The organism is Phenylobacterium sp. LjRoot225, assembly GCF_964252855.1.
In the GTDB taxonomy this organism is placed as follows: Bacteria; Pseudomonadota; Alphaproteobacteria; order Caulobacterales; family Caulobacteraceae; genus Phenylobacterium.
The window spans coordinates 602677-619263 of record NZ_CAXUPL020000002.1; the positions used below are offsets into that span (position 1 = coordinate 602677).

Consider the following 16587-nt stretch of genomic DNA (forward strand, 5'->3'; position numbering starts at 1 on the left):
CGCTCCCCGGCATGGGTTTCGGTGACAGCATGAGCCTGGGCGCGCGGATGCGGCCCTGCGGTCCGGTGATCGACGCCAAGGCCGCGGCCCGCACGCGCGAGATCCTCGGCCCCTCGGTGGCGATCGACGCGGCCTGGCCGGCGCTGGCGCCGATCTTCGGCGCCTCACCCTACCTGTCGGGCCTGGCGCGGCGCGAGCCGACGAGGCTGGCGGCCTTGCTCGATGGCGATCCGGACGAGCGGCTGACGGACCTCCTGGCCCGCACCGCCGCGGTGGCCGAGGGCGATCTCGACGCCGCCTCGGCCGTCTTGCGTCGGCTGAAGGCGGAGCTGCACGTCCTGACCGCCCTCGCCGACCTGGGCGGGGTGTGGGACCTCGACGCGGTCACCGGGGCGTTGACGCGGTTCGCCGACGCCTCGGTCGGCGCCGCCCTCGCCGTCGCCGCGCGGGGCGAGCTGGAGGCCGGGCGGATGACCCGGCTCGGCGAGGGGCGCGAGGGGCCGGCGCCGGGCTGGTTCTGCATCGCCATGGGCAAGCAGGGCGCCTTCGAGCTCAACTACTCCAGCGACATCGACATCTCGGTCTTCTTCGATCCGGACCGGCTGTCGCTCGCCGAGGGGGTCGAGGCCCAGCCCTTCGCCGTACGGCTGACGCAACGGCTGGCCGATCTGATGCAGGCGAAGACCGACGAGGGCTACGTCTTCCGCATCGACCTGCGGCTGCGCCCCGATCCCTCCTCGACGCCGCCTGCCGTGCCGACGCCTGCGGCGCTCGAATACTACGAGAGCGTCGGCCAGAACTGGGAGCGGGCGGCCTTCATCAAGGCGCGCGCCTGCGCCGGCGACCTGGAGGCGGCCGAGGCCTTCCTGAAGGAGTTGAGGCCCTTCGTCTGGCGCAAGAACCTCGACTTCGCCGCCATCGCCGACATCCATTCGATCAAGCGCCAGATCCACGCGCACAAGGTCGACGAGCGGGTCTCGGCCAAGGGCGTCGACCTGAAGCTGGGCCGCGGCGGCATCCGCGAGATCGAGTTCTACGTCCAGACGCAGCAGTTGATCCTCGGCGGCCGCAACCCGAGCCTGAGGAGCAACCGCACCCTCGACGCCCTGGCGGCCCTGGTGGCGGCCGGCCACGTCCAGCCCGAGACGGCCGAGGAGCTGACCCGCGCCTACCGCATGCTGCGCGACGTCGAACACCGGGTGCAGATGCTGGCCGACGAGCAGACCCACAAGCTGCCCGAGTCCGACCCCGACCGGCGCCGGATCGCCGCGCTTTCCGGCTACGGTCTGTTGCGCAGCTTCGACGCGGCGATCACCCGGACGCTGAAGACCGTCAACGCCCGCTACGGCGAGCTCTTCCCGACGGAGGAGCCCCTCTCCTCCCGGTTCGGCAGCCTGGTCTTCACCGGGGTGGACGACGACCCTGAGACACTGGCGACCCTGGCGCGGATGGGCTTCTCCAGCCCGCCTCGGATCTCCCAGACCATCCGCAACTGGCACCACGGCCACATCCCGGCGACCCGCACCGAGCGCGGCCGGGAGCTGTTCACCCGCCTCGCCCCGCGACTGCTGGAGGCGGCCCAGGCCACCGGCGCCCCGGACACCGCCTTCAACCGCTTCGCGGACTTCTTCTCGCGGCTGTCCTCGGGCGTACAGCTGCAGTCGCTGTTCCTCGCCCAACCGCGCCTGTTCGAACTGGTGGTCCAGGTGATGGCCTTTGCGCCGAGGCTGGCCAGCACCCTGGCCCGGCGGCCCGCGGCGATCGACGCCATGCTGGACTCCCAATTCTTCCAGGAGATCGACCTGGTCGAGGACCGGCCGATGTTCCACGCGGCGGTGGCGCAGGCCGGCGGCTTCGAGGCCGCGATGGACGCCGTTCGAAGGCTGCAGCGCGAACAGGCCTTCCGGGTCGGCGTTCAGGTGATGAGCGGCGCGGCCAGCGCCGAGACGGCGGGCAAGGCCTTCGCCCAGCTCGCCGACCTCTGCATCCAGGCGCTGGCCCCGGCCGCCCTGGCCGAGGCCGTGCGGCTGGGCGGCGACTTCCCCGGCCAGGTGGCCGTGGTCGCGCTCGGCAAATGCGGCTCGCGCGAAATGAGCGCGGGCTCCGACCTGGATCTGATGACGCTCTATCGGGCCGACGATCCGGCCTCCGCCTCGGCCGCCAAGGGCTGGGACGCCGCCACCTTCTACGGCCGCTTCACCCAGCGCCTGATCGCGGCGCTGTCGACCCAGACCGCCGAGGGCGGTCTCTATGAAGTCGACATGCAGCTGCGCCCCTCGGGCACCGCAGGACCGGTGGCGGTCAGCTTCGCGGCCTTCGACAACTATTATCAGGGCGAGGCCGAGACCTGGGAGCATCTGGCGCTGACCCGGGCGCGGGTGGTCTGGGCGACCTCCGAGGCATTCGAAGACGACTGTAACGCGGCGATCGAGCGGGCGCTGCGCCGGCCGCGCGACCGGAAGGCTACCGCGGCGGACGTGCGAGAGATGCGCGAGCTCCTGGAGCGCGAGCGGCCGCCAAAGGGGGCCTGGGACCTGAAGCTCTCGCCCGGAGGATTGGTCGACATCGAATTCGCCGCCCAGTTCCTGCAGCTGGCGCACGCGGCCGACGGCGGCCCGCTGTCGCCGAACACCGCCGAAGCCCTTGCGGCCTTCCGCAGCGCAGGCCTGGCGCCGGGCGAACCGCTGGAGGCCTTGGAAGACGCCTGGCGCCTGCAGCAGGACCTGACCCAGCTGCTGAAGGTGGCGCTCGAGGACGTCCATGATCCCGCGGACGAGCCCAAGGCCTTCCGCGCCCTGCTGGCCCGGGCAGGGAAGGCCCGCAGCTTCACCAGCCTGCGCCAGCGCCTGGAGACGGCCCAGGCGGCGGCCCGCGGCGCCTATACCGCCATCCTCAAAGCCTGATCACAGGTACGTGAACTTCCGAGATATATCTAAATCGCGCTTGCGCGCCCGATATTTAGATATATCTAGGCTGCATCTAAAGTGTTTTGGAGAACATAGATGCATAGTCGATTTCATCATGAAGGCCGTGAGCGCCATAGCCGGCACCCCTGGGGCGGCCACGGCATGGGCGGCGGCTTCGGCCGGGGCGGCGGTGGCCGCGGAAGCCGGGTTGGCCGCTTCCTTGAGCACGGCGACCTGAGGTTCATCCTGCTCGCGCTGATCGAGGAGCAGCCCCGGCACGGCTACGAACTGATCAAGGCGCTCGAAGAGCGGACAGGCGGCGCCTATCGGCCCAGCCCTGGCGTGGTCTATCCGACGCTCAGCCTGCTGGAGGACGAGGGCTTCATTCGCCCGGCGACCGGCGAGAGCGCGCGCAAGCTCTACGAGATCACCGAACCGGGCCGTGAAGCCCTGGCGCAGAACCGCAGCAGCGTCGACGCCGTATTCGCGCGGATGGCCGACGCGGCCGAGCGCAGCGGAACCACGGCGCCGCGGGTGGGCCGGGCCATGGCCAACCTCGGCATGGCGCTGCAGCAGCGGCTGTCGGAACCGACGGTCACGCCAGAGGCGCTGGACCGCATCGTCGCCCTGATCGACGAGACCGCCGCGGCCATCGAGAAGGTCTGATCCCGGACGTTTTCGATCCTGGCGCCTTGGCGCGACGGAATTCCCGGACGCCGCCGTATAATCCTCCGAGGACGATCGGATGATCATGCGGCGGAGCCGGGGCCTTGAGCCCCCCCCTGAATGTTGTTGGATCCAGCGCGAGGACGGGTTTGGTAGCGGTGGACCCCGACGAGGAGCTGCTGATCCGGATCGCCGACGGCGATCCGGCGGCGTCGCGCGCCCTGGTCGCGCGCAAGTTGCCGCGGATTCTCGGACTGGCGCAGCGGATGCTGGGCGACAAGGCGGAGGCGGAGGACGTGGCGCAGGAGGCCTTCCTGCGCGTCTGGCGGCAGGCGCCGAAATGGCGGCCCGGCCAGGCGCGGTTCGACACCTGGCTGCACCGGGTGTCGCTCAATCTCTGCTACGACCGGCTGCGGCGCCGCCGCGAGATCAGCACGGACGATCCGCCGGAGATGGTGGACGAAGGTCCCGCTCCGGACCGCGGCCTGGAGGCCGAGGATACGGGACGGCGGGTCGGCCAGGCGCTGGCGAAGCTGCCGGACCGGCAGCGCGAGGCGGTCGTGCTGTGCCACTATCAGGAGCTTGGCAATATCGAGGCCGCGGCGGTCATGGGCGTGACAGTGGAGGCGCTGGAAAGCCTGCTGTCGCGGGGGCGGCGCAGCCTGCGCACTGCGCTCGCCGATCTGGTGGAGCGATAGGGTGACGAGGGAAAGGTTCCTGGCGCTGGCGCAAGCCTACGGCGCGGAGATCGCCGCCTGGCCGGTCGAGCTCCGCGAGGACGCGGCGCTGCTCGCGGCCGCCGAGCCGGCGTTCGCCCAGGCGGTGCTGGCGCGCGAGTCACAGCTGGACGCCGCCCTGGACGCCCTGCCGAGGGCGACCGCTTCAGCCGCTCTCTACGAACGCATCGTGGCCAGCGCGCCTGCCCCGCGCCCGCGCTGGCGCTGGCGGCTGTGGCTGGCGCCCGCGGGCCTCAGCGCCGCCTTGGCGGGGGTCGCCGCGGCGGGCCTGTTGGTGGGCGTGCAGCTCAGCGGAACGTCGTCCGTCAGCCCAGAGGCCTCGGCCCAGGCGGTGGCGGACCTCGATGTCTCAACCGTTCCGGAGGTAGGTTGATGAGCCGCCGCGGCCTCCTGATCGCCCTGATCGCCTCGCTAGCCGTGAACCTGTTCGTTCTCGGCGGGCTCGCCGGCGTGGCGCTTCGGGGATTTCCGATACACCGACCGCCGCCGCAGTCGGGCCCGCCGCGCCTGGTCGCCCTGGGCGAGGTCCTGACCCCCGCGCAGCGTGACGCGTGGCAGGCCGCCATCCGCCAGACCGCCGAGACCGGCGCGCCGAAGCTGCTGCGCGCGCGCCAGGTGCGGCGCGACGCCTGGCGGGACCTGACGGCCGATCCGGTCAACCCCCAGGCCGCGCTCGCCGCCCTCGATCAGGCGCGGAGGCTGGAGTTCCAGGCCCGGTCGGAGATGGATCGCGCCGTCGTCGGCTTCGCCGCCACCCTGCCCGTGGACGAGCGCCGCAAGCTCGGCGAGGCGCTCAGCAAGAACCGGCGAGGTCCGCCGATGGAGGGATGGTCAGGCGGCCGCCCCGCTCTGGACGGCAAGCCTCCCCTGCCGGACCGGTAGGCTGAAGCTGGCGACCGTGCCCTGCCCGGGCGCGCTTTCCAGCCCCAGCGAACCGCCGTGCATCTCGACCAGCGCCTTGCTCAGCGCCAGCCCCAGGCCCGTGCCCTGCTGGGTCTTGGCGTGCTGGCTCTCGATCTGCTCGAACGGCCGGGCGAGACGCGCGAGATCCTCGGCGGCGATGCCGATGCCGGTGTCGCGCACGGCGATGCGGACGATGCCGCCGCTCACCTGTTCGGCGGAGATCCACACCCGGCCGCCGCGGGGGGTGAACTTCACGGCGTTGGAGAGCAGGTTCAGCAGCACCTGTTTCACCGCGCGGTAGTCCGCCTCGATCTCCGGAAGCGGCGGCAGATCCAGCGTCAGCGTGAGACCGGCGGCCTCGGCGCGCGTGCGGACCAGCCGGGCCGCCTCCTCGGCGACGTCTTCGACCGTCACCTGCTCGAAGCTCAGCGTCATCTTGCCGGCCTCAATCTTCGACATGTCGAGGATGTCGTTGATCAGGGCCAGCAGGTGCTGGCCGGAGTTGAGAATGTCCTGGGCGTAGTCCTTGTAGCGGCCGTCGCCGAGCGGGCCGAACATCTCCGCCAGCATGATCTCGGAGAAGCCGTTGATGGCGTTCAGCGGGGTGCGCAGCTCGTGGCTCATATTGGCCAGGAACTCGCTCTTGGCCTGGTTGGCGCCTTCGGCGCGGACCTTCTCCATCTCGTACTTGCGGGCGAGATCCGAAAGCTCCGACTGGCTACGCTCGAGGTTGACCACCGCCTTGCGCAGCTCCTCCTCGTTCAGCCGGCGCGCCTCCTCCTGGGCCTTGACCGCGGTGATGTCGGTGGCGGTGACCACCAGGCCGCCCTCGGCCGTCCGCCGCTCGGAGATCTGCACCCAGCGGCCGTCGACGAGCTCGGCCTCGCGCACGCCCTTGCGGTCGCCGGGCGCGCGAGCGTCCTGGCGCATGGCGCCGCGCGCGGCCCGCTCCACCTCGTCGCGCTGGACGCCGGGTTTCAGCAGCAGCGGGTCCAGGCGGAAGAAGCTCCGGTAGTTGCGATTGTACATGACCAAGCGGTCGTGCCGGTCCCAGAGCACGAAGGCTTCGGAAACGCTCTCGATGGCGTCCCGCAGCCGGCCCTCGGCCGACTGGGCGCGGGCCTGGGCCAGCCGTTCCTCGGTGACGTCGAGGGCCACGCCGATGATCCGCGCATAGCCGCCCTCGGGGCTTTCGCCGAAGGCCTCGCCACGGGCGTCGATCCAGACCGGCCGGCCCCCGGTCAGGCTGGGGACGCGGAAGGAGACGTCAAACCCACCATAGAGGGCCGCGGCGCGCAGGGCGTCGCGCAGACCGTCGCGATGGCCGGGCCAGACACGGTCGAGAACCTTCTGCCCCTCCACTACGCCGCCGCGCCAGCTGAACAGCGAGGCCGTCACGTCCGACATGAAGATGGTGTCGGTGGCGAGGTCCCATTCCCAGATGCCGCAGCGCGCCGCCTCCACCGCCAGGCGGAAACGCCGCTCAGACTCGTTAAAGCGCGCGTGCGCACGCTCCACCCGGCGCGACTCGAACAGCATGACGACGCCGAGGACGCCGGCGACCACCATCGGGGCGATAAACCAGAGGCGTTGCTCGGCATGGGACTCCGAGGCTCCCGTCAGACGCACGAGCGCCGCGGCCGTGTAGATGGCCAGGATGACCAGCGTCGAAAGGACGGCGATGCGCACGAAGCGCTGCGTCGGCGGCGCATCCGGCGCGGGCGTCTGCGACCGCGGCCCGCCGTGCGTGGCGAGCGCGGGCCAGCGGGCAGCTGCGCTGTCGCTTCCGCTTCTGGCCAACAGCAGCCGCTCCCCCGTGACGTCCCTCGCCCGAGTCAGTCTCCGGCGAAGCAGAGTCTAGCTGCGCCGGGCGACTCCGTCATCACGGCAGGCAAAGCAGATCGTCGCGGTCAGCTCGCCCGCGGCAACACCAGGGCCACCCGAAGGCCGGGGCCCATCTCGCCGACCTTCCCCGGGCCCTCGTCCAGCTCCAGCCGGCCGGCGTGGGCCTCCGCCACGGCGGCGACGAGGGACAGTCCGAGGCCGGCGCCGGGCTGGTTGCGGCTGTTCTCCAGGCGAACGAAGCGCTCGACCACGCGGGCGCGATCGGCGTCGGGCACGCCGGGACCGGTGTCCGTCACCGACGCCTCGACATCGCCGGAGGAGCGGCGGCGCACCCGCAGCATGATGGCGCCGCCCGCGGGCGTGTACTTGACCGCATTGTCGAGAATGTTGGCTAGGGCCTGGGCGACGAACTCGCGGTTTGCGCGAACAGTCAGTCCACGGGAGAGTTCGGCGCCGAACTCGATCCCCTTGTCCTCGCAGAGCGGCTCGTAGAGTTCGGCCACGTCGCCGGCGAGCTCGGCGAGGTCGAAGGCCGTCGGGTCAGGGGCGGTCCCCGCCGCCTGCAGCCGGGCGATGGCGAGCACCGCCGAGAAGGTCTTCAGGACGCCGTCGGTGTCCTCCAAGGCCTGGGCGAGCGCCTGGGTCGGGTCGCCGCGGCCGGCCTCCACGTCGAGGTAGGCGGCCTCGAGACGGGCGCGCAGCCGGGTGAGCGGCGAACGCAGGTCGTGGGCGATGGCGTCGCCGGCGTGCCGGTGGCCGGCCATCGAGCGTTCGAGCCGGTCAAGCATCTCGTTCACCCCGGCCGCCAGCTCATCGAACTCGTCGCGGGCGCCGCGCACCGGCGCTCGGGCCGCGAGGTCGCCGCCGCGGACGGCGTCGACCACGCCGGTCAGGCTGGCCATGCTGCGCGAGACGTTTCGGCTGACCAGGACGCCGCCCGCCAGCCCCAGGATGATGACCAGGGCGCCGGCGCCCCAGAGCGCACGCACGACATTGACCACATAGGCCTCGTCCTCGCCGACGTCGGCGCCGACGAAGAGGATCTCGCCGCCGCTGAGCCGCTCCTGCAGGCCGCGCGCCGGATGTTTCAGCAGACGGCCGCCGACGACCTCGGAGACCTGAAAGGTGGTCCAGGCCGGCTGGCCGTCGAAACGCTCGATGGGGCTCTCCTCGATCGAGCCGGAGATACGTTTCCCGTCGGGGCTCATCAGCAGGTAGAGAAAGGGTCGCTCGCTGGCGGCGCGCTCGATCAGCGACTGGTTGACCGCGTTGACGCCGGCGCGATCGTACGCCCCGGTCAGCGAGCGCATCTCGCGCAGGATCTCGCGGTCGGTGCGCCGCGTCGCCTCGCCGGCGGTGGCGATGTAGATGTAGGCCAGGAAGGCGCTGGCGGCGGCCGCGAACAGCGCCAGGAACAGCAGCGTCAGCCGAAACGGCGTCGTGCGGAAGATCCGCGGCAGGCGCATCTAGGGGTTAGGCGTCCAGCCGGTAGCCTGCGCCCCGGACGGTCTGCAGCATGGGCCTGTCGAAGCCCTTGTCGATCTTCGAGCGCAGGCGCGAAACGTGGACGTCGATGACGTTGGTCTGCGGGTCGAAGTGGTATTCCCAGACCTTCTCGAGCAGCATGGTGCGCGTCACCGACTGCCCGGCGTGGCGCATCAGGAACTCCAGCAGCTGGAACTCCCGCGGCTGCAGGTCGATGTCCTTGCCCTGCCGGCGCACCGTGCGGCCGATAAGATCCATCTCCAGGTCGCCGACCCGCAACAAGGTCTGGACGGAGCCGGTCTCGCGGCGCCGGGCCAGGGCCTCGACCCGGGCGATCAGCTCGACGAAGGCGTAGGGCTTGACCAGATAGTCGTCGGCGCCGGCCTGGAGGCCGGTGACGCGGTCGCCAACCTCGCCCAGGGCGGAGAGGAACAGGACTGGAGTCGCGTTCCCCTCCCGCCGGAGGCTCTCGACCAGGGCGACGCCGTCCATGCGCGGCATCATCCGGTCGACGATCATGACGTCGAAGGCGTCGGCGCGAGCCGCCTCGAGGCCGAAGGCCCCATCGGCGGCGCGCACGCAGGAGAAGCCGGCCTCGGAGAGACCGCGCTCCATCGCCTCGGCGGCCTCGAGGTCGTCCTCGACGATCAGGATCCGCATACCCAGCCCCCCGCTAGAGCATCCGGCGGTTCGAATGAACCGTCGAATGCTCATAAGACCTTGAAGTCAGACCATTCGCCACGCCGAACCGGACTCCGCTTCGGCGGTGCATGGCCCGCCTGACTACTCGCCAATTTTCAGCGGCAGGAACAGCGTCCGACCGCCGCGATAGATGCCGAGCAGGACGCTTGGGCGCTTGGCGCGCTTGGCCGCCTCGACCGCGGTCTGGACTTCCGCAGCGCTGGCGACGGCCGCATCGCCGGCGCGGACGATGACGTCCCCGCGCTTCAGGCCCTTCTGGCCGGCGTCGGAGCTGGCGTCGACGCTGAGCACGACCGCACCGCGGACCGTGGCCGGCAGGCCGAGCTGGCGACGGAGCACGTCGTCGAGCGGCGCCAGCGACAGGCCGAGCACCGCCGGCGCGCGTTGCGCCTGCGGGCCGCTCGAACCGCCGCCGCCCTGGCCGGGCGCGTTCTCATTCGCCGCGAGCTCCTTTTCGGACGGACGGGTGCCCGAACGAACCTCGACCGTACGGCGCTTGCCGTCGCGGATGATCTCCAGCTTCAGGGTATCGCCCGGATGCGCCTTGGCGACCTCGCGGGTGAGCTCGGAGGAGCTCTTCACGCCGTGGCCGTTGATCGAGACGATGACGTCGCCGGCCGTGAGGCCCGCGCGCTGCGACGGACCGTTGGGCGCGAGATCGGAGACGATCGCCCCGCGCTGGTCGCCCATGCCCTGGGCTTCGGCCATTTCGGTGGTGAAGTTCTGGATGGTCGCGCCGATGTAGCCACGCTCGATGCGGCGTCCGGAGATCAGCTGCTTGGTGACCTGGTCGGCGATATCCGCGGGAATGGCGAAGCCGATGCCGACCGAGCCGCCCGAGGGCGAGAAGATCGCCGTGTTGACGCCGATCACCCGACCGTAGATGTCGAAAGTCGGACCGCCGGAATTGCCGCGGTTGATGGGCGCGTCAATCTGGATGTAGTCGACGAAGGTCTCGCCGATGTCGCGGCCATAGGCGGAGATGATGCCGGCGGTCGCAGAGCCGCCGAGACCAAAGGGATTGCCGACGGCGATCACCCAGTCGCCGACCCGCGGGCGAGCGGCGTTCTCGAAATTGACATAGGGGAAGGAGCCATTTCGGCCCTTCACCTTGATCACCGCCAGGTCGGTAGCCTCGTCGCGGCCGACGACGACGCCTTCAAGCTCGGTCTCGTCCTTCAGCACGACCTTGATGGTCTCGGCGTTCTCGACGACGTGGTTGTTGGTGACGACGTAGCCGTCCGCCGAAATGAAGAAGCCAGATCCGGCCGACTGCTGGGTCGGAAGCTTGGGCTGGCCCTTCTCGGTGCGCCCGCCCTGCGGCGGCGCGCTCTCGTCACCGTCCTCCTCGTCGTCCGGGGCGCCCTTCGGCGTCAGCTCGAAAGGCAGGCCGGGGATGCGCAGCGCGCTGGCGTCCACCCGGCTGGTGACGTTGATCGAAACCACTGCGGGCGAAACGCGGTCGAAAATGTCGGAGAAGGACATCGGCGCGCCGGGCGGCGGCGCGAAGATCGGCGCCGTGGACGCCCGGATCAGCTGCGGCTGGTCGGCGTGGGCCTGAGGCAGGCGCACCCCTGCGCCGGCGACCGCCGCCGCCATCACGCCCGCGCCTGCAAGGGCGCCCAGGAAATAGCCGGTCTTCTTTGAGCTCATAAGCCTTTGATCCTTGCGCGGGACGCGGGGAAAACGATGCGCCACGACAACCTAGGTTCGATGCACGAGAGCGAAAAGCCTCTCAAGTTACGTTTAGGTCAGCCTCCGAGCCGCATCGCGACGGTTCTGAGGCGCTCCTGTGTCAGGAGGAGCCGTCCTGCAGCCGCCGCAGACGCTCCGCCTCGGCCGCATCCAGCTCCGATTCGGGCTCGCGAACGCGGCTCCGCAGACGCCCGAACAAGAGGGCGAGGCCGAGCGCCACCACCAGAAACGGCCCGCCCCACAGGGCGGCGTTGCCGATCGAGAAGCTGGGCCGGAGCAGCACGAACTCGCCGTAGCGGTCGACCAGGAAGCGTTTGACCTCGCCGTCGCTGCGGCCGGCGCGGATCTGGTCGCGGACGATATGGCGCAAGTCCCGGGCGAGCTCGGCCTGGGAATCGTCGATCGACTCGTTTTGGCAGACCAGGCAGCGAACCTGCTCGAAGATCTGACGCGCGCGGGCCTCCTGCGCCGGATCGGGGAGCCGCTCCGACGGATCCGAGGCCGCGGCCATGCAGAAGACCGCCGCGAGCGCCGTCAGGAGGATCCGCGCCTTCACGCCGGCTGCTCCCGGCGGCGGGCCGCGACGCCGAGCCTGAGCCGGCGGTCGGAGAGCGAGACGAGGCCGCCCAGGGCCATGATCAACGGCCCCAGGAAGAGCAAGGTCGCCAGCGGGTTCCAATAGGCGCGGACCAGCCAGACCGGCTCGCCCGCGGCGTCCCGCCGTTCGCCCAGCACCATGTAGAGGTGGCTCAGGCCGCGGTAGCAGAGCGCCACCTCCGAGGTGGTCTGGCCGCCGGCCGGATAGAAACGACGCTCGGGCGCGCCTTCACAGATCGACTCGCCCGCGCGGGTCACGCGGATCAGCCCGCGCTCGGCCTCGAAGTTCGCCCCCTCGACGACGCCCACCTCGTCGAGGCTCAGGTGGTAGCCGCCGACGTTCAGGCTGCCGCCGAGGGGCAGGGTTTCCGCCGCTTCCTGGCGCCAGCCGGTCTCGAAACAGGCGCCCAGGACGAAGACGCCCAGCCCCAGGTGCGCCAGCGTCATGCCCCAGGCCCCGCGCGGCAACCGCACCAGCCGGCGCCAGCTCTCGGCGGCGGGGGCGCGGAAAGCGCGGGTCCGCTCGACCAGCTCGGCGACCACGCCGGCGATCAGCCATGCGCCGAGCGCCAGGCCGGCCGCGCCCAAGGCCTTGCGCGGGCTGACCAGGGCGTAGGCGGCGAGCCCGACGCCGAGCGCGATCAGGGCGGCGGCCCAGAGCCGCTGGACCGCGCCCACCGCATCGCCGCGCTTCCAGGCCAGCAGGGGGCCTGACGGCAATAGGATCAGCAGGGCCGCCATCAGCGGCGTGAAGGTCAGGTTGAAGTAGGGCGGCCCGACCGAGATGGCCTCGCCGGTCACCGCCTCGCGGATTAGCGGATAGAGGGTGCCCAGCAGGACCGTGGCGGTCGCCGCCGCCAGCAGGATGTTGTTGAGCACCAGTGCGCTCTCACGGCTGACCGGGGCGAAGACCCCGCCCGGCGACAGCGCCGGCGCGCGCCAGGCGAACAGGCCGAAGCCCGCGCCGGCCATGCCCCCCAGGATGATCAGCAGCAACACCCCGCGCCGGGGGTCGACGGCGAAGGCGTGCACCGAGCTGAGCACGCCCGAACGCACCAGGAAGGCGCCCAGCATGGAGAAGGTGAAGGCCGCCAACGCCAGGAAGACGGTCCAGCCGGCGAGCGCGCCGCGCTTCTCGGTGACGATGGCCGAGTGCAGCAGGGCGGCGGCCACCAGCCACGGCATGAAGGAGGCGTTCTCCACCGGGTCCCAGAACCACCAGCCGCCCCAGCCCAGCTCGTAGTAGGCCCAGAAGGAGCCCAGCATGATGCCGACGGTCAAAAGGCTCCAGGCGGCGAGGGTCCAGGGCCGGACCCAGCGCGCCCAGGCCGCATCCACGCGGCCTTCGACCAGGGCGGCGATCGCCAGCGAGAACACCACCGACAGGCCGACGTAGCCCGCGTAGAGGAAGGGCGGGTGGATGGCGAGCGCCGGATCCTGCAACAGCGGATTGAGCGAGCGGCCTTCGACCGGCGCCGCCGCGATGCGGGCCAGCGGGTTGGAGGCGAAGACGGTGTAAGCCAGGAAGACCGCGCCCAGCCCGCCCTGGCTCGCCACCATGACCGCGCGCAGGCCGCGCGGCAGGCTGCGGCTCAGGAGCGCGGCGACGGCGCCATAGCCGGTCAGCGCCAGACACCAGAGCAGGATCGAACCTTCGTGGCTGCCCCAGGTCCCAGCCACCTTGTAGAGCATCGGCTTGTCGGTGTGGGAGTTGGCCGCCACGTTCGCCACCGAGAAGTCCGACACGACGAAGGCGTGCAGCAGGACGGCGAAGGCGACGGCGACGCCCAGGAAGGCAGCGACCGCCGCGCCTTCCCCCGCCGCCGCCAGAGTCGTCGACCGCCGCACGCGGGCGGCTGCGGACAGGCCGAGCTGGGCGATGGATAGGGCGAGCGCGAGGACGAGCGCGAAGGAGCCGATCTCGACGAGCATCTAGACTCCGTCCTGGCTGGGCGAGATGGCCCCCTGGGCCGGGCTGGCCGGGGCCGGCGCGCCGTAGCTGGGCGTCGCCCCGTCCCCGCGCCATTCGCCCTGGGCCTTCAGCGCCTTGGAGACCTCTCGCGGCATGTAGCGCTCGTCGTGCTTGGCGAGCACCCGCTTGGCCTCGAAGACGCCGTCGTGGCGGAACGAGCCCACCGCCACCACGCCCTGGCCTTCGCGGAAGAGATCCGGCAGGTCGCCCTGGAAGACCACCTTGTCCACCGCGTGCTGGTCCTGGACGGTGAACTCAACCGCCCCGTCGGGGTGCTTCACCACCGATCCGTGGGCCACCAGGCCGCCCAGCTGGATCGAGCGGCCGGCGGCCGGACGGGCCTGGGCCGCCTGGGACGGCGTGTAGAAGAACGAGACGGAGTCGCCGAGACCCCAGAGGGCCAGGCCCACGGCGAGCGCCAGAACCGGCGCGATCGCGGCGACCAGGGTCAGGCGGCGGCGCGCCTTGGGAGATTTCGGAAGCAGGCTCATCGCATGGGCTCCGCTCGCGCGGCGGCGTCGAGCTGGCTGCGCATATCGGGGTTTGCCGCATAGCGCGCCCTGGCCTGGGCCAAGGCCGCGTCGCGTTTGGCGGTGTCGCCGAGCACGGCGTAGGCGCGCACCAGCCGCACCCAGCCCTGCGGGTCGTCCGGGGTGGTTTTCAGTCGCTGGGCCAGTCCCTCGACCATGCCTTGGATCGCCGCGAGCTGGCCTTCCGGAAGGCCGGGCGCGGCGGCCGGCGCACGCTCGGCCTCGGCGATCGCCTGGATCAGCGCCGGACGTCGCGGATCGACGGCGGGCAGATCCGCAAGCAAGCCGCGCCAGCCGGCGATCCCGGCCGCCTTGTCGCCGGCCTGGAGCTGGGCGCGGGCCAGATGGAAGCGCGCGGCGATCGACTTGGGATCACGCGCGAGGGTCTGACGGAAGGCCTCCTGCGCCTCCGGGGTGATCTCGCCCCCAGCCGCGGCGACCAGGGCCTCGCCGAACAGCTCCCAGAGATCGGCGCGCTGGGGCGCCAGCTGCACGGCGCGCCGCATGGCGCGCACGGCCTCGGCCGGATTCTGCGCGGCGCCCTGGGCGATCGCCAGAAAATGGAAGGCTTCCGCGTCGTTGGGCCGCTCCCGCGTCATGCGGGTCAGCACGGCGGCGAGCTCGGGCGGGTCCAAGCTGGCCGGATCGGCGGCGCGCCAGGACGCCAGGCGCGCGGCGAACGGCTGGTCGGCCATGCCGACGTGGCCTACCGCGAAATAGACGACCAGGGCGGCGGCGGCGGCGAGGCCGACGGAGATCACGACCACGCGGCGGGCGTTCGGCCGGGCGGCCCAGGCTTCGTGCGGCGCATCAGCGGCGGCCAGAAGCCGCCGGGCGGCTTCGGCATGGGCGCTCCGGCGTTCGGCTTCACCCATCAATCCCTGCTCGGCGAGATCATCGATCTCCGCCAGCTGGCGACGGTAGACGGCGGGCGTGGGATCGCCCGCTTCGTCCATGGCGGCGTGGGCGGCTCGGAAAAGGACAAGGCCGGCCGCGGCGGCGGCGAGGACGCCCGCGACGGCCCAGAACGCGATCATGGCGCGCGCTTTAGCCGAAATGCGTCGCGCGTGCGAGCGCCGCGTCAGGTCCCAGTCAAAAGGCTCGCGACGGGATCGACCTGCGGCGGAGCGACGGCCGAGGCGGCGCGGCGGCGCACCAGCTCGGCGGCCTTTTCGTCACGCACCAGACCGCTGAAATCCGCCGCGACGTCGAGAAAGGCCCGGGCGTTGGCCTCGTGCTCTCGCTCGCCCGTCTTCAGCAGGTCGATCAGCTCCTCGACATACTGGTCGAGCTGGTCGCCAAGCGTTTCGAGGAGCTTGCTGCGCGCCGAAGCGAAGCCGCCGTAGTTCGAACTGAAGCGCACCTCGCCGACGAAGTTCAACAGGGTCTCGCAACGGCGCACGGCGACAGGATCCGGCGGATCGCTGAGGTCGGGGACGCCACGGCGGACGCGCTTGAGCTTGGAACGGCTGCACGGCAGGGCCTCGTCGAAATATTTCTCGGCCTCGCGGAAACGGCCTTCGACGATGGAGGCGAGCGATTTTCGGTGCTTGACCAGGGCCTGCCCCCAACCGTGCTCGCGCGAAAGGGTGACGAAGGTCTCCAGGTCGGTCGCCTCCTGGGTGACCTGGTCGACCTGGCGTCCCGCCTGAACGGCGGCTGGCGCGCCGCCGTCGAGGTCGAACTCGGCGATGCCCTTCAGGGCGTCCTCGATGTCGCGAAGAACGCACTGGCCGAACATGCCGAGCTCCGTCTCGGCGAGATAGCGCTCGGTCGGCTTCTCCATGACCGCCGAGACGATCCGCAGGATCATCCAGGGGCTTTGCAGCTGGGCGGCCAACATCTGGAAGAACCGCGGGCCGGCGTCGTCGGAGATGGCCACGGCGTCCTTGTAGGCGAGGCGCGCGGCGATGGTGGCGTCGCTGTTTTGCTGGCCCGTCCAGTCCGGCAGCTTGTGCGTTGCGCTGCGCACGACGCCGCCCAAGTCGAGGCAGGCGAGAAGATTGACCGCGCCGTCGGACCGCGCTTCGTCGCAGATCTCGAGGGCGGCGCGGAATTCGCGGTGTTCGCCGGCGCGAAGCCCCTTGGCGGCCAGCCGCATCAGGCGGTCGAAATGCTCGTTCGAGGTCTCGCCCGGCCGGTAGTCGTAGAGCGCCAGCTCGGCGTTGGTCACCACGGCGGGGTGGTAGGCCTTCAGGCCACGCCAGATCAGGCCCATCACCCGGACGGGAAAGGTCAGCTTCAGCGGGTCGCGCCCGTCGCCGACGCACATCGGGGCGATCGGCAGCAGGACGATGTTGCGGAGCTGACGGTCGCGGCTTTCCGTCTCCACGAGACGCCGCACGCTGGCGAGGGCCGTGTCGCCGCTGGCTTCGGCGAGCGCCTGGTGCAGACCGTCGACGACCTGGTCGGGGGCCGTCTCCACCAGGGTTCGAACGATTTCCAGCTTGCGCTCAGAAAGAGCGGCCATTCGTAGCTCCACCTGCGCGCCGAAAGCCCGCCAAGCGTAAGAATGGCCAGTTCGGGTTAAGTTTTTCCCAAATGACGGG

Annotated in this window: 14 protein-coding genes; 5 read left to right on the top strand and 9 right to left on the bottom strand. The window is 71.1% G+C overall.

Annotated features, from left to right (window positions below):
• Positions 1-11 precede the first annotated feature (11 nt).
• From ACSQ2B_RS13060 to ACSQ2B_RS13080, 5 genes are all read left to right on the top strand, one after another.
• On the top strand, positions 12-2903 hold the full coding sequence (locus ACSQ2B_RS13060) for a bifunctional [glutamine synthetase] adenylyltransferase/[glutamine synthetase]-adenylyl-L-tyrosine phosphorylase (RefSeq protein WP_436050399.1): 2892 nt from the start codon (positions 12-14) through the stop codon (positions 2901-2903).
• Positions 2904-3002: 99 nt separating this feature from the next.
• Positions 3003-3572 carry a PadR family transcriptional regulator gene (locus ACSQ2B_RS13065; RefSeq protein WP_436050400.1) on the top strand — a complete coding sequence of 190 codons (570 nt, stop codon included), beginning with the start codon at positions 3003-3005 and terminating at the stop codon, positions 3570-3572.
• Positions 3573-3721: 149 nt separating this feature from the next.
• Positions 3722-4270: an RNA polymerase sigma factor gene (locus ACSQ2B_RS13070; protein ID WP_436050401.1), complete on the top strand. Its 549-nt coding sequence runs from the start codon at positions 3722-3724 to the stop codon at positions 4268-4270.
• 1 nt (position 4271) lies between these two features.
• Positions 4272-4682 carry a hypothetical protein gene (locus tag ACSQ2B_RS13075; protein ID WP_436050403.1) on the top strand — a complete coding sequence of 137 codons (411 nt, stop codon included), beginning with the start codon at positions 4272-4274 and terminating at the stop codon, positions 4680-4682.
• Positions 4682-5191, top strand: coding sequence for a periplasmic heavy metal sensor (locus tag ACSQ2B_RS13080; protein WP_436050405.1), 510 nt, complete (start codon positions 4682-4684; stop codon positions 5189-5191). The genes ACSQ2B_RS13075 and ACSQ2B_RS13080 overlap by 1 nt, the downstream gene beginning before the upstream one ends.
• Here ACSQ2B_RS13080 and ACSQ2B_RS13085 read toward each other — a convergent pair.
• From ACSQ2B_RS13085 to ACSQ2B_RS13125, 9 genes are all read right to left on the bottom strand, one after another.
• Entirely contained in the window at positions 5141-7012 is a 1872-nt protein-coding gene (locus ACSQ2B_RS13085; protein WP_436050406.1) for a PAS domain-containing sensor histidine kinase, read from the bottom strand. The genes ACSQ2B_RS13080 and ACSQ2B_RS13085 overlap by 51 nt on opposite strands.
• Positions 7013-7122: 110 nt before the next feature.
• On the bottom strand, positions 7123-8523 hold the full coding sequence (locus ACSQ2B_RS13090) for a sensor histidine kinase (RefSeq protein ID WP_436050407.1): 1401 nt from the start codon (positions 8521-8523) through the stop codon (positions 7123-7125).
• A gap of 7 nt (positions 8524-8530) precedes the next feature.
• Positions 8531-9202, bottom strand: coding sequence for a response regulator transcription factor (locus ACSQ2B_RS13095; protein ID WP_436050408.1), 672 nt, complete (start codon positions 9200-9202; stop codon positions 8531-8533).
• Positions 9203-9325: 123 nt separating this feature from the next.
• Positions 9326-10897 carry a Do family serine endopeptidase gene (locus ACSQ2B_RS13100; protein WP_436050410.1) on the bottom strand — a complete coding sequence of 524 codons (1572 nt, stop codon included), beginning with the start codon at positions 10895-10897 and terminating at the stop codon, positions 9326-9328.
• Between the two features lie 142 nt (positions 10898-11039).
• A complete protein-coding gene (locus ACSQ2B_RS13105) occupies positions 11040-11495 on the bottom strand; it encodes a cytochrome c-type biogenesis protein (protein WP_436050412.1) in 456 nt (151 codons plus the stop codon).
• Entirely contained in the window at positions 11492-13468 is a 1977-nt protein-coding gene (locus tag ACSQ2B_RS13110; RefSeq protein ID WP_436050413.1) for a heme lyase CcmF/NrfE family subunit, read from the bottom strand. The genes ACSQ2B_RS13105 and ACSQ2B_RS13110 overlap by 4 nt, the downstream gene beginning before the upstream one ends.
• Entirely contained in the window at positions 13469-13999 is a 531-nt protein-coding gene (gene ccmE / locus ACSQ2B_RS13115) for a cytochrome c maturation protein CcmE (RefSeq protein WP_436050415.1), read from the bottom strand.
• Complete coding sequence (gene ccmI, locus ACSQ2B_RS13120; protein ID WP_436050416.1) at positions 13996-15075, bottom strand: c-type cytochrome biogenesis protein CcmI; 1080 nt, start codon at positions 15073-15075, stop codon at positions 13996-13998. Before ccmI ends, ccmE begins: the two co-directional genes overlap by 4 nt.
• A gap of 44 nt (positions 15076-15119) precedes the next feature.
• The gene (locus ACSQ2B_RS13125; RefSeq protein WP_436050418.1) at positions 15120-16508 is read right to left on the bottom strand and encodes a hypothetical protein; all 1389 of its coding nucleotides are present in this window, start codon (positions 16506-16508) and stop codon (positions 15120-15122) included.
• Positions 16509-16587 lie beyond the last annotated feature (79 nt).